Here is a 19,884-nt window from a genome sequence, read left to right as displayed (position 1 = left end):
CCGAAGTCTCAGTCGGCAGCGGCCAGGGCAGTCTCGCCGGGGTTGTCGGCGTCCTTGCTGGGGCTCGAAGCCGCATCGAGCTCGGCTACTCCCGCCTTGATCCGGGGGATCAGCTCGCGGCCGAAGTCGACGGCGTCGTTGAAGGGGTCAAAGCCTCGGATCAGCACGTAGCCCATATCGCTCACACCGCCGTCAGCCGGTATGCCGAGCCGGTAGTAGCGCAGGATTGCGTCGGCCACTTGCTCAGGCGTGCCGACGAGGCACGAGGTGTTGCCGGGAGCGCCGGTGGCTGCGGCGATCTTGAGCCACAGTCGCTCGTCGTGTACGTCGCTCGCGGCGGCATAGCCCAGCATCCGCTCGCCGCCGTGGTCGTACGGCTTGCCTCGGTGACTGCCTGCCACAGTCAGCTTGTCGGTGCCGGCGGCCTCGATGCCACTCAAGATGCGATGAGCCCGGTCCCAGGCCTCGCCTTCGGTGTCGCCGAGGATGGGTCGGACGCTGATCGAGAAACGCGGCGTGCGCCCGTAGGAAGCGGCCCGGCGGCGGAAGTCGTCGAACCGCTCGGCCACCGCGGCGCGTGGCTCCGCGTAGATGGCGTACACGTCGCAGCGCTGCGCTCCCATCTCCAGCGCTTCTTCGCTGGAGCCCCCGAAGAAGACGGGCGGCGACGGCTGCTGCAGCGGCTGGACATCTGCACGCACGTTGCTGAACCGGTAGTACGGCCCGTCGTGGTCGAAGGGCTCGGTTGAGGTCCAGGTGCGGCGCATCACGTCGATGTACTCGCCGGCACGGGCATAGCGCTCGGCCTTCGGCAGGTAGTCGCCGTCGCGCTGATTGTCCTTGTCGCTGGCCCCGGCGATGATGTGCAGTGCGAAGCGCCCGCCACTGAGCTGGTCGAATGTGGCCGCCTTGCGCGCCGCCAGCGTGGGGGCCACGAAGCCCGGCCGGTGTGCCACGAGGTAGCCGAGCCGCTCGGTCACCGAGGCTGCGTGGGTGGCGACCGACCATCCGTCGGCCGAGGTGGAGGTGTAGCCCACCAGCACTAGGTCGAAGCCGGCCTCGTCGTGCGCACGGCTGAAGTCCTCGAGGAACTGGCGAGACAGCCCGCCCTCGATGACGTGCACAGTCGAGTCGTCCTTGGGCGGCGACACGCCGATCATCCCGATGACATCGAGCGGCACGCCTCCACGGTACGCGCCGTGCCGAATCGACGCTGCGGCCCTGCGTCGTGCCGACCCGATGCAGTGCCGCGCGTCGTGCCGCGCTTACGCAGGAGCTGTACGCAGTGACCGTCGCCCGGGAACTCCGGCGCAGGGAACCGCGAGCGGAATACCATCGATACCCGTGCGGATCGCTGGCTGCGTCCGTGCGTACCGTCACGAATCCGCGGCAGTTGCCAGGAGTGGAGCGCCGACCGACATGTCAGAACGACCACCTGTCACCGACTGGGCGACAGATTTTGACCATCTCAGCGAGGAGTGGGCCGCGAAGGGACCTGAGATCCTGGCTGACCTGCGAGAGCGCTGCCCAGTCGCCCAGACCGAGCGGTTCTACGGCGCGTACCTGGTGACCCGTCACGACGACATCGTCGAGACCGCCCGTGCTACCGACACGTTCTCGAATTGCATCACCGCGGTCAACACCAATCATCCCGACAACATCAAGCTCGACCTGTCCCCGATCACGCTGGATCCGCCCGAGCACGGCCCGGTGCGCCGGCCGCTGCTGCCGTCCTTCAGCCCGAAGGCCACCGACGAGCTGGAGCCGACGGTTGTCGCCATGGCCGAACGACTGCTGGACGACGTCGGCGATCGCAAGCTGGTGGACGGCGCCCTCGACTTCGCACAACTGCTGCCCGTCGAGGTCATGGGCCACCTGTTCGGGGTCTCAGCAGAGATGGGTCCGACATTCCGGCAATGGGTGGACGGGATGCTCAAGGAGGGCCAGATCGACCTGGACATCGCCCGCAAAGCCGCCAGCGAAGTGCAGCAGTTCTTCGCGGCCCAACTGGCGGATCGTGAAGCAATGGGCGACGACGCGCCCGAAGACCTGGTGACCATGGTGCTGAACGCCGAAGCTGAGCTGGGCGACGGCAGCACCCGCCCGTTCGGGCGCAAGGAGCGCATCGGCGCGCTGTTCGTGCTGATGCTCGGCGGCATCGACACGACGTGGTCGACGCTGGGTTCCATGTTGTTCCATCTCGGTTCGCACCCGGACGACCTCAAGCGGCTGGTGAACGAACCGGAGTTGATGCCCACGGCCATTGAGGAGTTCCTGCGCTTCTACAGCCCGGTCACGATTGCCCGGTACATCACAGAGGACGCCGACATCGCGGGCTGTCCAGTGTCGGGCGGCCGCCGGGTGCTGCTGTCGTACCCGTCGGCGAATCGCGACCCGGACTACTTCGAGAATCCCGACGAGTTGATCCTGGACCGCCAGAACAACCGGCACATGGCGTTCGGGGTGGGAGTACACCGGTGCCTGGGCTCGAACTTGGCGCGCATGGAGCTGCGAGTGGGGCTCACTGCTTGGCTGGAGCGCTACCCGAACTTCGAGCTGGCCGTCGAGCCCGATGAGGTGAAGTGGTCGGTGGGTCCGATCCGCGGCCCCCGCAGCGTGCCCATCCGGATCCTGGACTGACCCGGCGAAGCAACAAGTCCATGAAGTTCGGCCCATGAAACTCGGTGCCGTCCTGCCGACGTGCGAGATCGGCTCGGACCCGCTCGCCCTGCGCGACTGGGCGCAGGCCGCCGAATCGCTCGGCTACTCCCACATCGTCACCTACGACCATGTGCTCGGCGCCGAGCATGCCGGGCGAGAGCCGGCCTTCTGGGGTCCATACACCGAGCGCGACGACTTCCACGAGCCGTTCGTGCTCTTCGGCTACCTGGCCGGCGTCACCAGCACCATCGAGTTCGAGACCGGCATCATCATCCTGCCGCAGCGTCAGGCTGCACTTGTGGCCAAGCAGGCGGCCGAAGTCGACCTGCTGTCGGGCGGGCGCTTCCGGCTGGGCGTGGGCTCTGGCTGGAACTACGTCGAATACGAGTCGCTCGGCGCCGACTGGGACCGGCGCGGTGCGCTGCTGGACGACCAGATCGCCGTGATCCGCGCGCTGTGGGACAACGACGTCATCGACTACACGAGCGAGTTTCACCGCATCGACCGGGCCGGCATCCAGCCCCGGCCCCCAAGGCGCATCCCGATCTGGTTCGGCGGTTACACCCCGGCGGCCCTGCGGCGCGCTGCTCGCCTGGGCGACGGCTTCACCTTCGGCGACTCGGGGCCCGACACCATCGCACTGGCCGACCGGCTGCGGGAGCTGCTTGCCAACCAAGGGCGCGACCCGGATCGGTTCGCGCTGGAGGGCGAGGCCAACTACGGCATCGGAGCGGACCGCTGGACGGCACTCGTCGACGGCGCCCGGGCTGCGGGCTTCAGTCACTTCTCGATCAACTGCCAGAGCACGACGTGCGAGTGGGGCGGCAATCCGGCTGCCAACTTGCAGAACACGGCCGAGCACATCGCAGCACTGGAGACCTTCATCTCGTCGGTGCGCTGAACTAGAACCGGGCGGGAAGCTCACAACACGAGCGGGGTAGCGCATGGAGCACATCACGGTGTACCCGGCGGCCCGGATCCACACGATGGACCCCGGCAGGCCCCATGGCAGCGCCGTCGCCGTTGCAGACGGACGCATCGTGTCGGTGGGCTCGATGGAGTCGATGCAGCCGTGGCTGCGGCGTTACCCCTACGACGTCGACGACCGCTACGCCGACAAGGTCATCTTTCCGGGATTCATCGACCCGCACACCCATCTGCGGCTGAGCGGCACCTACATGGGGCTGCACTACGTCGGGCCCATCGACTCGGCCTCGCCGACCGGGATACGCAAGGGGCTGCCGAGCCGTGACGCCGTGCTGCACCAGCTTCGGGCGTTGGCCGCCGAGCATGCCGACCCCAGCGAGCCGCTGACGGCCTGGGGCTACGACCCCGCCAGCCAGGAAGGCCACCTCGACCGCGACATGCTCGACCGGATCTCCGACACCGTGCCGCTATGGGTCTGCGCTTACGCGCCGCACATCGTGTACGCGAACTCGCCGATGCTCGAGCTGATCGGCGTGGACGACGACTCGATCGGTCACGGCCTGGGCCGCTATCCCGACGGCCGGCTGAACGGCTGGTTCGTGGAGACCGAGGCGACGGCGCGGGCCAACCGGCCCGTTGCGGCGTCGATCTTCGGGCCGGGCACCGGCCGGGCTGCCATCGATCGCATGGGAGCCGTGGCCCGTGCCGCCGGGGTCACCACCACGGCGGATCTGGTGTGGGGCATGGCCGACGGGTTCGAGCCCGAGTGGGACGACCATGCGGCGGCGATCGCCGAGGGCACGTTCCCGCTGCGCATCTACATGATTCCCTTCGAGCCGAAACTCGTGCGCAGCTACGGCGCCGAAATGCTCGACTTCCTGGCCAGCAAGCGGGCCGAGGGCGACGACCGGCTCAACACCCACGGTGTGAAGTACGTGAACGACGGCTCGTACCCGTCGATGACGCTGGTGATGAACTCGCCCGGATACCTCGACGAAGACACGGCCCACACCGGTGAGGTGCCCTGGGAGGACATGGTGGAGCGGATGCGACCGTTCTGGCAGGCGGGGGTGCAGATCCACTCGCACGCCAACGGCGACCGCACGGTCGACATGACACTCGACACGCTCGCTGCGCTGCAGGCCGAACAGCCGCGCTTCGACCATCGCTTCACGATCGAGCACTACTGCATCTCGACACCGGCGCAGGCGAAGCGTCTCGCAGCGCTCGGCGGGCTGGCCAGCGTGAACATCTACTTCGTGCACTTCCGTGCGCAGCTGCATGCCGATCACGGCTTCGGCCCGGACCGCAGCGAGGCCACGGCCCGGCTGGGCTCGCTGGAGCGGGCCGGCGCCACGTTCGCGCTGCACAGCGACTTCAACCTCGTGGTGACACCGCTGTCGCCGCTGCTGGCCGTGTGGTGCGCCGTCAACCGGGTAGGCGCCGACGGCGAGACCGTGATGGCGCCGGGGGAGCGGATCTCGGTGGATCGGGCGCTGCGTGCGGTCACCATCGACGCAGCTCACGTGCTGGCCCGCGACGACCGGCTGGGATCGATCGAGGCCGGCAAGCTGGCCGACTTCACCGTGCTCGACGACGATCCCTACGAGGTCGACCCGATGTCACTGCGAGACATCGGTGTGGTCAACACGGTGCTCGCGGGCGAGCCCACCTCGTGAGGCGACGCCCCCGCTCCCTGCCGGACAGATACGGGACGTGGGCGGTGGTGGCCGGTGCCTCGGAGGGACTGGGGGCAGCGTTCGCAGCCGAGCTGGCGGCCCGGGGCATGAACTTGGTGCTGTTGGCACGCCGGGGCCACCTGCTCGCCGAAGTAGCCGAAGAACTCACGGGAAGGCACGGCATCGAGGTTCGCTGCGTGGTGGCCGATCTGGCTGATCCGGCCTTCGTCGAGCAGCTTGCGAGCGCAGCCAGCGGCCTGGACGTGGGAGTCGTGATCTACAACGCGGCGTTCGCGCCGTTGGGCCCGTTCCTGGACAATTCCGAACCCGGGATCACCGAAGCGGTGGATGTCAACGTGCGCGGCCCGATGCTGGCAGTGCGGGCGTTGGTACCGGCGATGTGCGATCGGGGCAGGGGAGCCGTAGTGCTGATGTCCTCGCTGTCGGGCCTGCAGGGCACGCCTCACATCGCCGTCTATGCAGCGAGCAAGGCCTTCAACACCCACCTCGCCGAGAGCCTGTGGTACGAGCTGCGGTCGCACGGCATCGATGTCGTCGCTTGCTGCGCCGGGGCCATGCCTACACCGGGGTATCTGAAGAACTTCGGCAAGAAGGTGCCCGGCATGCTGAGCCCGCAGGAGGCTGCCCGCCGGACCCTCGACGCGCTCGGCCGGGGGCCTCGCTTCGTGCCGGGAACCGTCAACCGCATGACAGCGGTGCTCATGGGGCGGCTGCTGAGCCGCCGCAGCGCCGTGCGCGTCATCGGCAGGAGCACGGGAGACGTGACGTGATCGACTTCCTGGCGGGCTTCTTCGCCCCGTGGGCCGCCTTTGCCGTCATCGGCGTGCTGCACCTCGTGCTTCCGGCGCGGCGCGTGACCGGCTACGCACGCCATGAACGCAGCGGCGAAGCACTGAGCTACCGCATCAACGGCCTGCTGGTGTTTGCGGTCACCGTGGCGCTCTGGTGCGTCGGCTGTGCCAGCGGCGTTATGGAGTGGGACTGGTTGTGGCACCACCGCTGGTCGGGGGCCGCAGGTGCGGTGACGCTGGGGCTGCTGGCATCGGCTGCAGAGGTGCTGCGGGCACCGCCCGGGGGAAAGCGGCTGCTCGCCGAGCTGTACCTGGGACGCCAGGCCAACCCGCAGCCATTTAGGGGCCGAGCCGACGCCAAGATGTACTTGTACCTGGCGGGCGCGACGCTGCTCGAGCTCAACCTTCTCTCGTTCGCCGCCCACCACTTCGAGACGTACCCCGATGACGTGTCACCGGGGGTCGTGCTGTATGTGGTGCTGTTCAGCTGGTTCGTGTGCGACTACTTGTTCTTCGAACACGTCCACCTCTACACGTATGACCTCTTCGCGGAACGGGTGGGGTTCAAACTCGTGTGGGGCTGCTTGTGCTGGTACCCGTACTTCTATGCCGTCGGGCTGTGGGCGGTGGCTGATCGCCCCAACCCGCAGGCGCCCGTCTGGCTGACAGTCGTGGCTGCCGTCGTATTCCTGTTCGGATGGACGCTGGCGCGCGGATCGAACATGCAGAAGTACAGCTTCAAGCGAGATCCCGAGCGGTCATTCCTGGGACTGGCGCCCCGGGCGCTGTCCGACGGCGAACGCAGCCTGCTCGCCAGCGGCTTCTGGGGCTTGTCCCGGCACGTCAACTACTTGGGCGAGATCGCCATGGCGACCGGGCTAGCGCTGGCCTTGGGGCGGCCTGCCGTGGTCTGGCCGTGGCTGTACCCGCTGTACTACGTGGCGCTGCTGGTGCCGCGTGAACGTGATGATGACCGGCGCTGCGCCGCCAAGTACGGCGAATTGTGGCAGCGGTACCGCAGTCAGGTGCCGTGGCGCATCGTGCCCCGGATCTACTGAGGCACATGAACGCCGAGACGAACTCGGGCGATCGGGGGCCTCTGCGAGCGCAGCCCGGGGGCATCGACGAATTCGACGCTGCGTGGCAGGCCACCGTCGGCTCGATCGCAGCGGCGCGGCGACAGCCCGGCGACGGCGGTGCAGAAGCCGTCGGCGTCACGGTTCTGACGGGTTTCCTTGGCAGCGGCAAGACCACGGTGCTGCGCCGGCTGCTGACTGAGCCGGCTGGGCTGCGCATCGCTGCCGTGGTGAATGACATCGGGCCTGTCAACATCGACGCTGCTGCTCTCGAGGGGCTGCATGTCGCGTCACGAACGCCCGACCGGGTCGAGCTCACGAACGGATGCGCGTGCTGCGCACTGGTAGACGATCTTGCCGAGACGCTGGAAGGGCTGGCAGGCGCCCAGACGAGCGATGCCATCGTGGTGGAAGCCAGCGGAGTCGCCGATCCCGCCACGCTGGCGCTGGCCGTCGAGGGGGCCGCAGGCTGCACGCTGGACGGTGTTGTTGCCGTGGTGGATGCGCAGCAACTGGCTTCCCAGCTGAGCGACCCGCGCGTCGGACCCGCCGTGCGTCGTCAGATCGATGTGGCTCACCTGGTGGTGCTGTCAAAGGTGGATCTGGCAGGCGGCGACGAGGCTGCAGGGTTGACGGATCAACTCAGCCTGCTTGCGCCGGGCCGGATGGTCGTTCCTGCGGCTCACGGACGCATCGACCCCCGGCTGCTGCTCGGCGCTGCCTTGCGAGGCGCGACCTTCCCATCCGACGCAGGAGAGCACCCTTTCGAGGTGGCGACTGCGGTCGTGACGCCAGCAAGGCCGTGGGAGGCGGCTGAAGTGGCGCGCTGGTTCGAATCGTCGCCGCCGGGCCTGATGCGGGCGAAAGGCTGGTTCCCCAGCTCTGACGGAGGCTGCCACGAGGTGCAGGCCGTGGGCCGGAGCTGGCGCATCGTGCCTGCCGCCAGCACGCACGACCCGGCGATCGTGCTGATTTGCAGTTCCCAGGAAACCGTCGACGGCGCAGCCGCTTCCCTGCAGCAGCTCGGTTAGCTGAGCAGCCAACTCAGCAGAAGTGTCGGCTATTCGGGCGCTCCGGCCATGTGCTGGCGCATCTCGGGAGAGGGAGGTCCAGCCGTGCCCCAGCGGTCGGACAGCTCGGGCGTGCGGGGCCAGGTACGCGGCGCCCACGTCGCCTCGTCGACTTGCTGGACTTCGGCGGTGATCTCGGGAACGGTGCCGGCGGGGTCGACGAAGTAGCCGAAAGCGTTGTTGCCCGGCCCGTGGCGTCCGGGACCCCAGCCCACGGTGTGACCCGCCCGATTGAGCCGCCCCAGCGATGCCATGTAGGCGTCCAGCGATGAGACCTCATACGCCACGTGATTGAGCGAGGCCCACTCGGCCCGGTTGAACGCGATGGAGTGATGGTCGGTGTTGCAGCGCAGGAACACCATCTGGCGCTCGCTCCAGTCGCTCACCCGGAAACCCAGCACGTCGCACCACCAGGTGCACAGCGCTTCGATGTCTGCGGTATTGAGCACGACATGCGCGAGCTTGACTGGCGCGGCACCGGTGTCGAGCGGTCTGACCGCCTCCGTGCGGGCAGCCAGCTCGACAACACGCCCTTCTGGGTCCGCGATCCGGAATCCATAGCCGCCGCCAGCACGATCCAACTCGGCGGGCTCGCTCAGCAGTGCCACGTTGCGTTCTGCCAGCCCGGCTGCCGCAGCGTCGACGGCCCGGTCGTCGGCGAGTCCGAGGCCGATGTGGTCGATGCCATTGCGATCTGTTCGCTGCAGTTCGAGCACGTGATGCTCCGGGCCTGCTGCCCGCAGCACGGCGGTGCCATCATCGGAATCAGCGAGCCGCTGCAGGCCCCAAGGCCCTGAGTAGTAGTCGACGCTCTCGTCGAACGCCGCGCAGCGCAGCGAAATGTGACGGAGGTGAGTGACCGCCCACGACGCTGAACTCATCGCTCAGTCCTCGTTTCGTCGAGCGCGGCGAGCACGGTTTCGGGCGTCAGCGGCATGGAGGTGACACGGACGCTCGTGGCATCGGCGACAGCGTTCGCGATGGCCGATGCGATCGGCAGCATCGCTCCCTCGCCGAGGCCTTTCGAGCCGAACGGTCCCGGGCCGTGGCCCTGCTCCTGGGTGATCGACACGAACTCCGCTGGAAGGTCGCTGGCCCGTGGCACCCGGTAGTCGACGAGCCTGCCGTTGGTCAGCGCGGAGCCGTCGAAGCGCATGGTCTCGAACAGGGCACCGCCGAGCCCCATGATCGCCGCGCCCTCGTCCTGGCCCCGGCAGGCGCCCTCGTGCAACACCGTGCCTGCATCGCCCGAGACAACCAACCGGTGCACCGTCACTGCGCCGGTCTCGGCGTCTACCGACACCTCCGCGGCGCCCCAGCCGTACTCCCACGACACGCACGGCGACTCCAGCGGGGCCCGGCTCTCGGTGGGTGCCTTGAAGAATCCCTCGCCGGTGAACTCGTAGCCGGTGCCGCCGTAGACGCCCATCACCATCGGTGCCAGAGGACGGGGCTCAGGCCCATTCCTGTCGTCGCTGCGATCTTCGCCTCCGCTGCCAGTCTCGGTAGTCACGTGGATGAAGCCGTCCGCGAAATCGAGACGCTCCAGCGGTACGCCGAGCTCTGTCTTGGCGAAGAGCAGAACCCGCAGCCGCGCGGCCTCGGCGGCCTTCTGAACGGCCTGGCCCATCACCGAGATCGCCGACGATGCGTTGGTGCCCTGGTCGAACGGGGTGTGGTCGGTGTCGATGTCGGACCAATGCACGCGAGACCGTGGCAGCCGGAGAATGCGAGCGGCCACCTCTCGCAGGGCGGTCTGTGCGCCTTGGCCCATCTCGACGGTGCCGCACTGCACCCAGGCGTCGCCCGAAGTGGCCACCTTCACCCGGGCCTGTGCCGGTTTGTTCACCCCGCCCGAGTCCTTGAAACCCACCGCGACACCGCGACCTCGCCCCGCCGGACGAGGGCTGTCCATCCCAATGTGCGACGCCACCAGCTCGAGCCCCTCGACGAGATCGGAGTCCATGGCTGATTCGCCCGGCACGTACGACTCGCCCAGCCCGATCAGGTTGCGGCGGCGCAGCTCCACCGGATCCATGCCGAGCCGTTCAGCGATCATGTCGATCTGGCTCTCGCAGGCGAAGTTGGCTTGTGTGCCTCCGAAGCCCCGGAATGGGCCGGCCGGAGTGGTGTTGGTGAGCACCGCATCGGTGACCGAGCGGATGTGCTGCCAGCGGTATGGCCCTGCGACCCGGTAGCCAGCCTTCTCGGCCACGAGCGGGCTGGCGTCTGCATACGCGCCGGCATCGAGCAGCACCTCGGCATCGCGCGCCACCAGCGTGCCGTCGGCCATGACGCCGGTGCGAAGCGTCAGGCGGGCATTGTGCTGGCGCATCGTCCAGAAGCCCTCGTCGAGCGTCAGGCAATAGCGCACCGGCGCGCTGGCCTTGAGCGCCAGCAGTGCTGCAATGGGCTCGGTCTTGCAGCCGTTCTTGGCCCCGAAACCGCCGCCGAGAAAGCCGACGTGCATGCGTACCCGCTGCTCGCCGATGCCCAGCAGGCGAGCCATCTCCTTGCGAACCGGGAACGGGTTCTGGCAGCTCGACCACAGCTCCAACCGGCTGTCGTCGCTGGTCACCTGCGCCGACCACCTGGCCACGGCCACGAAGGGTTCGAGGTGGAGATGCTGCTGGCGGCCGTCGAAAGCGAAGACGTCCGTGAAGACGTGGTCGCAGCCGTCGAATGTCTCAGGATCGCCGGTCTCGTAACCGAAGCGGTAGCAGACATTGGACCGCGGCCGGGCGCCTCCGCTTGCACCCTGGCCGTAGGCGGGCGTCATCCCCAGCGGCGCTTCGGGGAAAATCTCCGGCGCCCCATCTGCGAGCGCTTCGTCGAAGTTAGTGACCGCCGGCAGCGGCTCGTAGGTGACCTGCACCAGCGAGAGCGCCCGGGTCGCATCGAGCTCGGTCTCGGCGGCGATGGCGACCACCGGGTCGCCGATGCAGCGCACGCGGTCGAGCGCAAGGATCGGCTGATCCTTGATGAAGTAGCCGTAGCTGTGCGCGGCGACGAGCGGCGCATCCGATGGACGGTGCTGGAGGTCAGCGGCGGCCCACCGGTCACGGTGCTCGCCGTCGAGCAGGTCACGGCGGGTGAGCACGGCCCGCACACCGGGGGCCTGCTCGGCGGCGGCGGTGTCGATGCGGGTGACGAGCGCATGGGCGTGGGGCGAGCGGAGCACCTTCGCGTGCAACATCCCCGACAGCGCCACGTCGACGGCGTACGGCGCGGTGCCGGTGACCTTCAGCGACGCGTCCGACCGGGTCATGTCGCCGGTACCCGGAGTGTGTCGGACCGGTCACGCAGTGCGGCCCCCGCTGCCTCGACGGCTTCGATCACCATCAGGTAGCCGGTGCAGCGGCACACATTCGAGTCGAGCCAGTCCACGATCGTGCTGCGGTCGGGATCCGGATGGTGCGCCAGCAGGGAGCTGGAGGTCAGGATCAGGCCAGGTGTGCAGTAGCCGCACTGGAATGCGCTGGTCTCGGCGAATGCCTGCTGCACCTCTCGCATGACGGCGGGAAGGCTCCCGGTCGGCTTGACGCCTGGGGATTCGTTGGCCGCTTCGATCGTGTGGATGTCGCGCCCGGCGGCCTGCCAGGCGAACGTGGAGCATGACGCCGTGGGCAGACCGTCGACCAGCACCGTGCAGGCGCCGCAGACTGCCTGATCGCAGCCGACACGGGTTGCACTGAGGCCAGCCCGGGAGCGGATCGTGTCAACCAGCATCTCCGAGACCGGCGCAGCAGCCTCGAAGGGGCTGCCGTTCAGCTGCATCTCGAGATCCAGCGAGCCGGCGTTGCCGGCCACCTGGCCGTCGCCTCGTCGTGTTCTCGCTTGGCCGGGTTGCCCTGTCGGCGCAGCGCTCTCACGCTGGGGATCGTCGCCGGGCGACAGTTGTCCGGCGTCATGGCCGGGGCTCGCTGGCGCGCCTGCTGCGTGCACTTGCACGCAGCGCTCGATGAGTACCTCGATCACGCGGCGCCGGTATCCGGACGAGGCGTTGGCGTCATCCAGCGGCTCGCCGAGCGAGTCCAATGCGGCACGCACGGCGTCGAGATCGACCCTGCCACCGGTGCCGTGGGCACCGTCGGCTCCGTCAGCGCTGTTGGCATCGAACTCGAGTTCGATGATCTCGACGTTGCGATACGCGCAGCCGATGGCGGCGTACCGATCGCCGACGGCCACCGAGGCGACCGGCTTGAGCGATCGGTCGTACACGACACGGCCTTCAAGCGGCACCTCGCAGCCCACCAGCAGCCTGCCCGCGGCCCGATCGGCCACCGAGCAGCGCTGCTCGGTGCCGCCGGAATCAAGGAAAATCAGCGAGGCGCCAGCTGCTGCCAGGATCGGTGCCGAGTCGTAGCCGGTGTCAAGCGACATGAGATTGCCGCCGACGGTGCCGGCGGTGCGAATGCGCACGTTGCCGATCGTCCGCCACGTGGCAGCCAGGTCAGGCCGATGGGCAAGCACCAGAGCGTCGGACTCGATGCGGGCGTGCGTGACCGCCGCCCCGATGAACAGCGCGCCGTCATGCAGCGAGATCTCGGTGAGAGCTTCGAGCCCGCCCAGCCGTACCACGGACTCGGTCGATTCACCGTGCCGCAGACGCTGGGCAACGTCGATGCCGCCTGCATGTGCCCACGCTCCGTTGGCCACGCTGGCCGCTGCGTCGGCCAGCGACTCCGGCCGAAACAGCGTGAACGGCTCGATGCCCAGGTGGCTACGCGAGATCAGCCCGCTCGATGACGAATCCTGCGCGGCTTCTGGCTCGACGGTCATCGCAGCCTGCCTCGATGTCGGCTGGTTGCAGGAGTCGTCATCGGTCCGCCGCGGGCATCTCAACTGGAGGCACGAACGGCACCGGCATCGGTCCGAGTGCCTCGCAGTCCACCCGGATCAACTGCGGGCTTCCCGCATTCATGGCTGCCTCGAACGCACGGGCGAAGTCGTCAGGCGTTAACGCATCGGAATAGCCCATGTCGAATGCCGTTGCTGCCGAAGCAAGATCAGGGGCCAGCAGGTCGACGCCTGAGCGTCGGCCGAGGTGCTGGTCCTGGGTATTGCGCAGCACGCCATAGCCACCGTCGTCGAAGACTACGACCGTCACCGGCAGGCTCTCCTGGGCGAGTGTGGCCAGCTCGCCGAGCTGCGGCGCAAGACCGCCGTCGCCGACCATCACCATGGTCGGCTCGGTGGGACGGGCTACCGCGGTGCCGATCGACATGCCCACAGCCTGACCGATGCCGCCGCCGCGGGGCACCACGTTGGTGGCGGGATCGATGATCGGCAGCAGGCGGTTGCCCCACGAGCTGTTCGGGATGGTGATGTCGCGGACACGGGGCGCCCCATCGCTGAGCACGCTCGTCATAATGTCGCAGATCTTCGAATACGGCCCGATGTCGCGGCGCAGCTGCGCCCGGCATCGGGTTCGGGCCGCGGCGACGGCTGCGCTCCACGCAGGCTGCGCTGCTGCCGCTCCACCCGCCAGTCGCCGACTGAGCGCATCGAGCACGACGCCGGCTTCGCCCACGATCCCGACATCGGTCGGATACACCCGCCCGACCGCTGCAGCGTCGACGTCGATCTGGACGTGCAACGGAGGCACAGCGAGGCGGTAGCTGCGGGTTTCATTGGAGCGGAAATGCGTGCCGACCGAGATCAGCAGGTCGGCTTGGCCGAGCAATTCGGCGCCTGCCGCCGAGGCCGCGAAGTTGCCGATGACCCGTGCATCGGTCTCGGGCAGCACGCCGCGGCCTGCGTTGGAGGTGAACAGGCCAGCGCCGGTGTGTCGCAGCAAATCGTCGATCTGCTCCCCGCTGCCGACCGCACCGCCGCCTGCCCACACCAGCGGCCGTTCCGCAGCAGCGATGAGTTCGGCGGCGCGGTCCAGCGCGGCATGGTCAGGTCCGGGCACTTCAGCCGAACCTGACGAGTGCGCTGTCGCGCCACCCGCAGACGACTCGAACGGGACCGTTTCGCTGTACTGCAGGTCGATCGGCCATTCCAGGCTGACCGGGCCGCGCGGGTGGCAGCCCAAGCGACCGGCAGCTGCAGCGAAATCGGAATGCGCATCTGCTCCGACAGTTGCCGCCGACACCGAGCAGGCCTGCAGCAGCCCGAGCTGGTCCCGGGTCTCATGGATCACGCCACGGCCGCGCCCCATGTATTCGCTGGGAATCTGGCCGGTGACATGCATCACCGGCGAGCCCGCGGTCAGGGCCTCGACAAGTGCACCGGCTGCATTTGCTGCGCCGGTGCCGGTGGAGGTCACCGCGCACCCGGGCGTACGGTTCGCACGGGCGTACCCGTCGGCGGCATTGACGGCTGCTGCCTCGCTGCGGGTGGGCACCCATCGCAGCTGATGCGTCAGGGCATCGACCAGCGGCAGGTTGTGCACGCTCACCACGCCGAACGCAGCCTCGACGTCGAGTGTCCTCAGCACCTCGACGAGCAAGTCGCCGCCGTTGCGAGCGGGTCCGTCATTCATGACATCACGAAGCCGCCGTCGACGACGATGGTCTGACCGGTGATATAGCCGGCGTCGTCCGAGAGCAGGAACGTGACTGCGCCAGTCACGTCCTCCGGCTGCTGGGGTCGGTTGATGGCCCGGTTGGCGGCGTACAGAGCATGACGCTCCGCGGGGATCCTCTCGGCCGACGGCCCTTGTGTCAGCCCTGGTGCCACAGCGTTCACGGTGATGCCGTGGTCGCCCAGTTCGCGTGCCATGGCCCGTGTCAGCGCAATGAGCGCTCCCTTCGAGGCGATGTAGTGCGCCAGCCGGGGCGAGCCGTACAGCGCCGCATCCGACGCGATGTTGACGATCCGGCCTTCGCCTGCGCCGATCATCTGCGGGGCGAGCGCCCGACTCACCAGCCACGGCCCCCGGGCATTGGTGGCGTGAATCCGATCCCACTCCTCAGGCGTGATGTCCCAGAACGTCTTGCCGCCCACGGCGTCGGCCAGGCCGGCGTTGTTCACGACGCCCCAGAGCCCGCCGCTACCCGAGACATGAGCGGCAAGATCAGCGACCGACGACTCGTCGCTCACATCGGTCGGTACGAACTCGGCAGCACCGCCGGCGGCCCTGATGTCGCTCACGACCTGCTCGCCGCGCTCGGGCACCAGCTCGGCCACCACGACCGATCCGCCATCGGCGGCAATCGCATGCGCCATGGCCTCGCCAAGCCCGCGCCCAGCGCCGGTGACGACGACGCGGCGACCGTGCAGGCTCATGCTGGAGCCGGTCGCGCTGACGATTCAGTCCCGCGTGATCCCCGCCATGGGGGAGTGCGGGGGATAGGTGGGCAGCTGGGGCTTCGATGCACCCAGCATGACGACGAACAGAGCGTCTGTTTCGCCCACATTGCGCAGCGATCGAGCAGTGCCCGCCGGGATCTTGATGAGATCGCGGTAGCCGAGCAGCCGGCTGGCGGAGTCATCGCCGTCGTGGATTGTTACCTCGAGCTCGCCTTCGAGCACGAAGAACGCTTCCTCCACGTCGTGGTGGGTGTGCTCAGGGCCTTCGGCGCCCGGCGGCAGCAGCATGTTGGAGAAGGTGAAGTGCTCGGCGGCCAGCGCCCGGTCGTCACCCTCGTGGTTGCCGGTGCCGCCCGAGCCGATGTAGCGGATCTGCGCGCGCCGGTACTGCGGGTCTGCTTTCGTCTGAAACGCCAAAGTGTCCCAGTCCTCGCGCCGGCTGTCGCGCATGGCGCACATGTCGTCGATCCGAGCCTCCAGCTCGGCAGCTTCGGCGGCGGTCTGGGTCATCGTTGGTGTCCTGTGGTGGTCGGCGGTCGCAGGTTACGTGAGGCCCGGCATCAGTCAGCCAGAGCAAGGGGTTCCGGGGGCGTCGGCTCGTCGAGGCCGAAACGCTGCCGTTGCTCGGTGAAGGCCGGCTCGAGCGCCCGGCGCAGGTGCACCACGGGCCGGTCAGCCTGGGCGAGGTGCTCGTCGCGGCGGGCTTCCTCGACGGTGCGCAGGCCCTCCAGCATCTCCTTGTCTTGATTGAGCACGTGCAGGTGGGTGCCGCGCAGGCGCAGCCGGTACAGCGTCCGCCAGATACGACGCTCGCGGCCCGACACCGCACGGAATCGGGGAAAGTGCACGAGCGTCGCTGCATTGTCACGCGGGGTCAGGAATCCCAGGATCCGCAGCGGCGGACCCGGCCCGGCACTGGGCGGCAGCGGGATGTCCAAGCGGACGTACGCAAGCTCGCCGGTGTGGATGTCGATCCAGTCGAAGTTGGTGCCTGTCTGATCCCGGCGGCGGACCTCGAAGCCGTCGTCGTGATCGTCGACCACCACACGGTCGTTGGTGATCCCCTCATTGAGGGTGATCGAGCGGGCATGCAGGAAGGGGGCATGCATCAGATCCACGAGGTTCTCGAGCGCCAGCATCCAATTGGCGCCCCATTCCACGGTTTCGGGGAACGTCGAGTAGCGCTCGTCGGTGAACTCGGCCGGGAGCTTGAGCGGCGCAGGCACGTTCTCGCCGATCCATGCCCACAGATAGCCGGCCTGCTCACGGACGGGATAGCTCACGCTGACGCGGGTGCGCTCCGCCAGCGAGCAGGCGCCACCCTGGGACGGCACCGATATGCACTGGCCATCGCCGTCGAACCGCCAGTGGTGATACGCGCACTGCAACTGGCCGCCGACGACATCGCCGACGGACAGCCGAGCGCCCCGGTGCGGACAGAGGTCGGCCATGAGTCGCACCGCGCCGTCACCGTCGCGCCACGCCACCAAGTCCTCGCCGAGCAGACGTGTCGGCACCGGCTGGCTGCCGACCAGATCGGCCACACCCAGCAGGTACCAGCGATCCCGCAGTCCGAGACGGGGGTCGCCCTTGGGCAGTTCTGGGGTCGGCGGCCAGATCGGCGGCCGTCGGGCCGCACGCCGCGCACCGATACCCGAATACTGGGAAAGGCGACGCCGGCCGAGCTCAACCAGCGCCTCGGCCTCCGTTCGAAGCGTCCGAAGCGCTGGCGAAGTGGCCGCCCGCGGTGCCGACACCATGGCTTGCCACTGTATTCGCGGTGACTGAGGACTCAAGCGGTGAGGCACAGATGTCTTAGCGGAGGCGGCGGCAGGAGACTCAGCGACGTTGCGACCTGCTGGATCGCTGGTCGCTGAGGGTCCTGCCGCCGCCTCCGCAGCGGGCGCACCTGCCTGCGCGGGTTCAGTCTCCGGTGAGGTGTGCCACCCGCGGCATGACGTCGTTGGCCAGCAAGTCCATCGAGCGGCGCCAGGCCTCGGGTGCCTCGGAGTAGTCGAAGCAGAACAGCAGCAGGTGGCCGAACCCTCCGACGTCGGCATAGACCTTCTCGATCGACGCAGCGACGGTCTCGGGTGATCCCACGAACCAGTTGTTGCGGGCGCAGTACTCCACGGTGACGACACCGTCCGCAGGCGGGTTGCGCTCGTCGATGAGGAACTTGTGGAAGTCGAAGGCGCCGAGCAGCGGGATGAAGTACTCGGTCATCATCCGGCCCATCATCCCGCCGTAGGACAGCTCCCAGGCCTCCTCATCGGTTGGAGCGACGAAGACTTCGCGGACCATCCGCCAATCGCTGCGGCTGACCTCCCGGCCGGCCCGGCGAGCACCGGCCTCGTAGGAGTCCCAGTGCCCGCTGACGTACTGCGGGTTCAGGTTGAGGCTCAGCGGAATCCAGCCCTTTTCACCCGCCATCTCCAGCGTCGGCGACGGCGAGTTGAGGCCTGCCACCCCGATCGGCGGATGCGGCTGCTGCAGCGGGCGAAGGTGATGCACGAGGTCCATGTCGGGCATGCCGTGAGGCACCGAGCCCTTCCAGTGCTTGCCGTCGTGGGTCCAGCCGGGCTCCTGGCTCCAGAGGTTCAGGATGAACTCGACCGATTCCTGGGTCATCTCGCGGTTCTCGCCGGCCATGCCGTCCACGCCGAACATCTCCCAGTCGCTCGGCAGTCCGCTGGCTGCGACACCGAAGTTGAGCCGCCCCTCGGAGATGTGGTCGAGCAGCGAGATGCGGTTGGCCAGTTCGGCAGGGTGGTAGTAGGGCATCAGGAAGCCGCCGGGGCCGATGCGGATGTTCTTCGTGCGCTGCAGTGCTGCGAGGGTCAGCAGATCCGGTGCAGGATGCGGCTCCCACTTGGCCGCATGGTGCTCGCCGATCCAGGCTTCGCCGAAGCCGAACTCATCGGCCCACTCGATGACCTGCAGATCCCATTCCCAGCCCTCGCGCAGGTCGCGCTCGGGCGGGTGGCTCGGCATGGTGAACAGTCCCAATTCCATCGTCAACTCCATTTGCTGGCGGCCGCCTCGCACTGAGGTCAACCGCTGGGCAGGGTAGCCCAGCAGCGCGGAACCAGCCGACTTGCCAGTTGACGGGTTCTTCGAGCGCTATGGTGCTCCGGTGAAATGTCTTCGCCAGTCTTTTGTTTCGATTCTCGTCGCGGGGCTCTGCGCTTCGCTGCTCGCACTCACATTCTCGTCACCAGCAGGTGCCGAGACAGGTGTGGACGAGGGCTTGGTGCCAGACAAGGAGTTGGTGGGTACTGAGTCAAACCCGCCGAGCCAGGCGACCGCACCAGAGACTGATACCGACGAGAACGACGGACCGGCTACGGATCCGTCGCTACCGGACGGAAATGATACCGATGCCATCGATCCATTGTCCGGCCAGGATGAGGCTCCGGTAGGCCAGCAAGCCCCCGTCTGTGGGACACATGAACATTATCAGTTCGGTTCGGGGTATGCCTGTAACAGCCCGTATGACCCTGAACCGCGCGTCCCGAGCAAGTGTCCTGTACGGGTCTTCGAAATACTTGTACCGATATTGCTCAGAGCGCCAGTAGCTGGAGTATGGGGTCCGATAGGCATCACCACGATCTTGAACGAAGCCGGTCTTGAGGAAGAAGTGACGCTCTACGGATGGATAACGAAACCCCAAGCAGCTGTCTTGGGGGGAAGTGTATAGAACCTTCCGGGAGGAGGTATGTGAGAGTTTTGGCTACAGTAGTTAGATTCGTCGCAGCGACACGGTTATTGGGTCCGACGTGATGAGCCACACAGAGAATGGCGTAGGGGCCAGTGGCAGCGACGCATAATGTCGTGCATAGGACCAAGAAGGCCGTTGGCCTTGCTCGATCAACTGCCGTCCTTTAGCAGCAATTGATTCAATATATTGAAGCGACCATGAGAATTGAACGACAATTCTACCTGATTGTCCTATCTGCGTTGTTGATTGTATCGACATTTGCATGCGGAGGTGTGTCCTTTGACTCGGCTGCTTGCAATGCACACAACGCTCCTGTTCCGGCAAAGAAGCTTGATTGGGTGATGGAGCGCAAGAACCAGTTGCCTGACGTTTCATGTGAAGTCGGCGTCGGCATCAGAGCAGGAACTTGGCAATGGTCCGAGGATTCGTCGCTGGCTTGTGTGTTTGTCGTTATCGGTGGGAATGCAAAGAGAGAATGGTCGCTCGGCCAGTTCCAGGATCGCCGAGACGCGCGTAATCCCATTCCCCTAAACGACGGTGAGTTTGTATGGGGCGTCTCGGAGGAGGGAGGCAGTATGGACCCGTACAGCACAGGATCAAGCCATCCAATCTGTGTTCTGGAATGGATCGATGAATAACCCTTGGTGAGATCAATGGTGGTTGCTTCAGGGATGAAAG

General features: G+C 67.4%; 16 protein-coding genes. 7 read left to right on the top strand and 9 right to left on the bottom strand.

The window, feature by feature from the left end:
* Positions 1-8: 8 nt before the first annotated feature.
* Positions 9-1,181, bottom strand: a complete 1,173-nt coding sequence (locus tag ACOQPE_RS13955; RefSeq protein ID WP_420609497.1) for an LLM class flavin-dependent oxidoreductase — start codon at positions 1,179-1,181, stop codon at positions 9-11.
* A gap of 238 nt (positions 1,182-1,419) precedes the next feature.
* On the opposite strand from ACOQPE_RS13955, the gene ACOQPE_RS13950 reads away from it, so the two are divergent.
* The 6 genes from ACOQPE_RS13950 to ACOQPE_RS13925 are packed head-to-tail and all read left to right on the top strand — an operon-like array spanning position 1,420 to position 8,186.
* Positions 1,420-2,640, top strand: a complete 1,221-nt coding sequence (locus ACOQPE_RS13950; RefSeq protein WP_420609496.1) for a cytochrome P450 — start codon at positions 1,420-1,422, stop codon at positions 2,638-2,640.
* A 34-nt stretch (positions 2,641-2,674) separates the two neighbouring features.
* A complete protein-coding gene (locus ACOQPE_RS13945) occupies positions 2,675-3,562 on the top strand; it encodes an LLM class F420-dependent oxidoreductase (protein ID WP_420609495.1) in 888 nt (295 codons plus the stop codon).
* 43 nt (positions 3,563-3,605) lie between these two features.
* A complete protein-coding gene (locus ACOQPE_RS13940) occupies positions 3,606-5,267 on the top strand; it encodes an amidohydrolase (protein WP_420609494.1) in 1,662 nt (553 codons plus the stop codon).
* 47 nt (positions 5,268-5,314) lie between these two features.
* Positions 5,315-6,058 carry an SDR family NAD(P)-dependent oxidoreductase gene (locus ACOQPE_RS13935; protein ID WP_420609493.1) on the top strand — a complete coding sequence of 248 codons (744 nt, stop codon included), beginning with the start codon at positions 5,315-5,317 and terminating at the stop codon, positions 6,056-6,058.
* The gene (locus tag ACOQPE_RS13930) at positions 6,055-7,137 is read left to right on the top strand and encodes a DUF1295 domain-containing protein (protein ID WP_420609492.1); all 1,083 of its coding nucleotides are present in this window, start codon (positions 6,055-6,057) and stop codon (positions 7,135-7,137) included. Before ACOQPE_RS13935 ends, ACOQPE_RS13930 begins: the two co-directional genes overlap by 4 nt.
* 5 nt (positions 7,138-7,142) lie before the next feature.
* The gene (locus tag ACOQPE_RS13925) at positions 7,143-8,186 is read left to right on the top strand and encodes a CobW family GTP-binding protein (protein WP_420609491.1); all 1,044 of its coding nucleotides are present in this window, start codon (positions 7,143-7,145) and stop codon (positions 8,184-8,186) included.
* Positions 8,187-8,215: 29 nt separating this feature from the next.
* Here the strand turns inward: ACOQPE_RS13925 and ACOQPE_RS13920 are convergent, their stop codons facing one another.
* The 8 genes from ACOQPE_RS13920 to ACOQPE_RS13885 all read right to left on the bottom strand — a co-directional run bounded on the left by ACOQPE_RS13920 (position 8,216) and on the right by ACOQPE_RS13885 (position 18,500).
* On the bottom strand, positions 8,216-9,106 hold the full coding sequence (locus tag ACOQPE_RS13920; protein WP_420609490.1) for a VOC family protein: 891 nt from the start codon (positions 9,104-9,106) through the stop codon (positions 8,216-8,218).
* Positions 9,103-11,493 (bottom strand): xanthine dehydrogenase family protein molybdopterin-binding subunit, encoded by a 2,391-nt coding sequence (locus ACOQPE_RS13915; RefSeq protein ID WP_420609489.1) that lies wholly within the window; start codon positions 11,491-11,493, stop codon positions 9,103-9,105. Before ACOQPE_RS13915 ends, ACOQPE_RS13920 begins: the two co-directional genes overlap by 4 nt.
* Positions 11,490-13,007, bottom strand: coding sequence for an FAD binding domain-containing protein (locus ACOQPE_RS13910; RefSeq protein ID WP_420609488.1), 1,518 nt, complete (start codon positions 13,005-13,007; stop codon positions 11,490-11,492). The genes ACOQPE_RS13915 and ACOQPE_RS13910 overlap by 4 nt, the downstream gene beginning before the upstream one ends.
* A gap of 37 nt (positions 13,008-13,044) precedes the next feature.
* Positions 13,045-14,715, bottom strand: a complete 1,671-nt coding sequence (locus ACOQPE_RS13905; RefSeq protein ID WP_420609487.1) for a thiamine pyrophosphate-binding protein — start codon at positions 14,713-14,715, stop codon at positions 13,045-13,047.
* Positions 14,712-15,461: a 3-oxoacyl-ACP reductase family protein gene (locus tag ACOQPE_RS13900; RefSeq protein WP_420609486.1), complete on the bottom strand. Its 750-nt coding sequence runs from the start codon at positions 15,459-15,461 to the stop codon at positions 14,712-14,714. Before ACOQPE_RS13900 ends, ACOQPE_RS13905 begins: the two co-directional genes overlap by 4 nt.
* A gap of 24 nt (positions 15,462-15,485) precedes the next feature.
* Positions 15,486-15,995: a cupin domain-containing protein gene (locus tag ACOQPE_RS13895; RefSeq protein ID WP_420609485.1), complete on the bottom strand. Its 510-nt coding sequence runs from the start codon at positions 15,993-15,995 to the stop codon at positions 15,486-15,488.
* Between the two features lie 50 nt (positions 15,996-16,045).
* Complete coding sequence (locus ACOQPE_RS13890; protein WP_420609484.1) at positions 16,046-17,245, bottom strand: Rieske 2Fe-2S domain-containing protein; 1,200 nt, start codon at positions 17,243-17,245, stop codon at positions 16,046-16,048.
* 163 nt (positions 17,246-17,408) lie between these two features.
* Positions 17,409-18,500 (bottom strand): LLM class flavin-dependent oxidoreductase, encoded by a 1,092-nt coding sequence (locus ACOQPE_RS13885; RefSeq protein WP_420611398.1) that lies wholly within the window; start codon positions 18,498-18,500, stop codon positions 17,409-17,411.
* Between the two features lie 903 nt (positions 18,501-19,403).
* Here ACOQPE_RS13885 and ACOQPE_RS13880 point away from each other — a divergent pair.
* Positions 19,404-19,844 (top strand): hypothetical protein, encoded by a 441-nt coding sequence (locus ACOQPE_RS13880; RefSeq protein ID WP_420609483.1) that lies wholly within the window; start codon positions 19,404-19,406, stop codon positions 19,842-19,844.
* The last annotated feature ends 40 nt before the right edge of the window (positions 19,845-19,884 follow it).

Source organism: Candidatus Poriferisodalis sp., assembly GCF_965219595.1.
GTDB lineage: Bacteria > Actinomycetota > Acidimicrobiia > Acidimicrobiales > Poriferisodalaceae > Poriferisodalis.
This window is presented reverse-complemented; position numbering and strand designations above follow the sequence as displayed.

What these genes read in the sequence shown, in the direction of transcription:
- ACOQPE_RS13950 (WP_420609496.1), top strand. Translation starts at nt 1,420, where the DNA reads ATGTCAGAACGACCACCTGTCACCGACTGGGCGACAGATTTTGACCAT.
- ACOQPE_RS13945 (WP_420609495.1), top strand. Translation starts at nt 2,675, where the DNA reads ATGAAACTCGGTGCCGTCCTGCCGACGTGCGAGATCGGCTCGGACCCG.
- ACOQPE_RS13940 (WP_420609494.1), top strand. Translation starts at nt 3,606, where the DNA reads ATGGAGCACATCACGGTGTACCCGGCGGCCCGGATCCACACGATGGAC.
- ACOQPE_RS13925 (WP_420609491.1), top strand. Translation starts at nt 7,143, where the DNA reads ATGAACGCCGAGACGAACTCGGGCGATCGGGGGCCTCTGCGAGCGCAG.
- ACOQPE_RS13920 (WP_420609490.1), bottom strand. Translation starts at nt 9,106, where the DNA reads ATGAGTTCAGCGTCGTGGGCGGTCACTCACCTCCGTCACATTTCGCTG.
- ACOQPE_RS13915 (WP_420609489.1), bottom strand. Translation starts at nt 11,493, where the DNA reads ATGACCCGGTCGGACGCGTCGCTGAAGGTCACCGGCACCGCGCCGTAC.
- ACOQPE_RS13910 (WP_420609488.1), bottom strand. Translation starts at nt 13,007, where the DNA reads ATGACCGTCGAGCCAGAAGCCGCGCAGGATTCGTCATCGAGCGGGCTG.
- ACOQPE_RS13905 (WP_420609487.1), bottom strand. Translation starts at nt 14,715, where the DNA reads ATGAATGACGGACCCGCTCGCAACGGCGGCGACTTGCTCGTCGAGGTG.
- ACOQPE_RS13900 (WP_420609486.1), bottom strand. Translation starts at nt 15,461, where the DNA reads ATGAGCCTGCACGGTCGCCGCGTCGTCGTCACCGGCGCTGGGCGCGGG.
- ACOQPE_RS13895 (WP_420609485.1), bottom strand. Translation starts at nt 15,995, where the DNA reads ATGACCCAGACCGCCGCCGAAGCTGCCGAGCTGGAGGCTCGGATCGAC.
- ACOQPE_RS13890 (WP_420609484.1), bottom strand. Translation starts at nt 17,245, where the DNA reads ATGGTGTCGGCACCGCGGGCGGCCACTTCGCCAGCGCTTCGGACGCTT.
- ACOQPE_RS13885 (WP_420611398.1), bottom strand. Translation starts at nt 18,500, where the DNA reads ATGGAATTGGGACTGTTCACCATGCCGAGCCACCCGCCCGAGCGCGAC.
- ACOQPE_RS13880 (WP_420609483.1), top strand. Translation starts at nt 19,404, where the DNA reads ATGAGAATTGAACGACAATTCTACCTGATTGTCCTATCTGCGTTGTTG.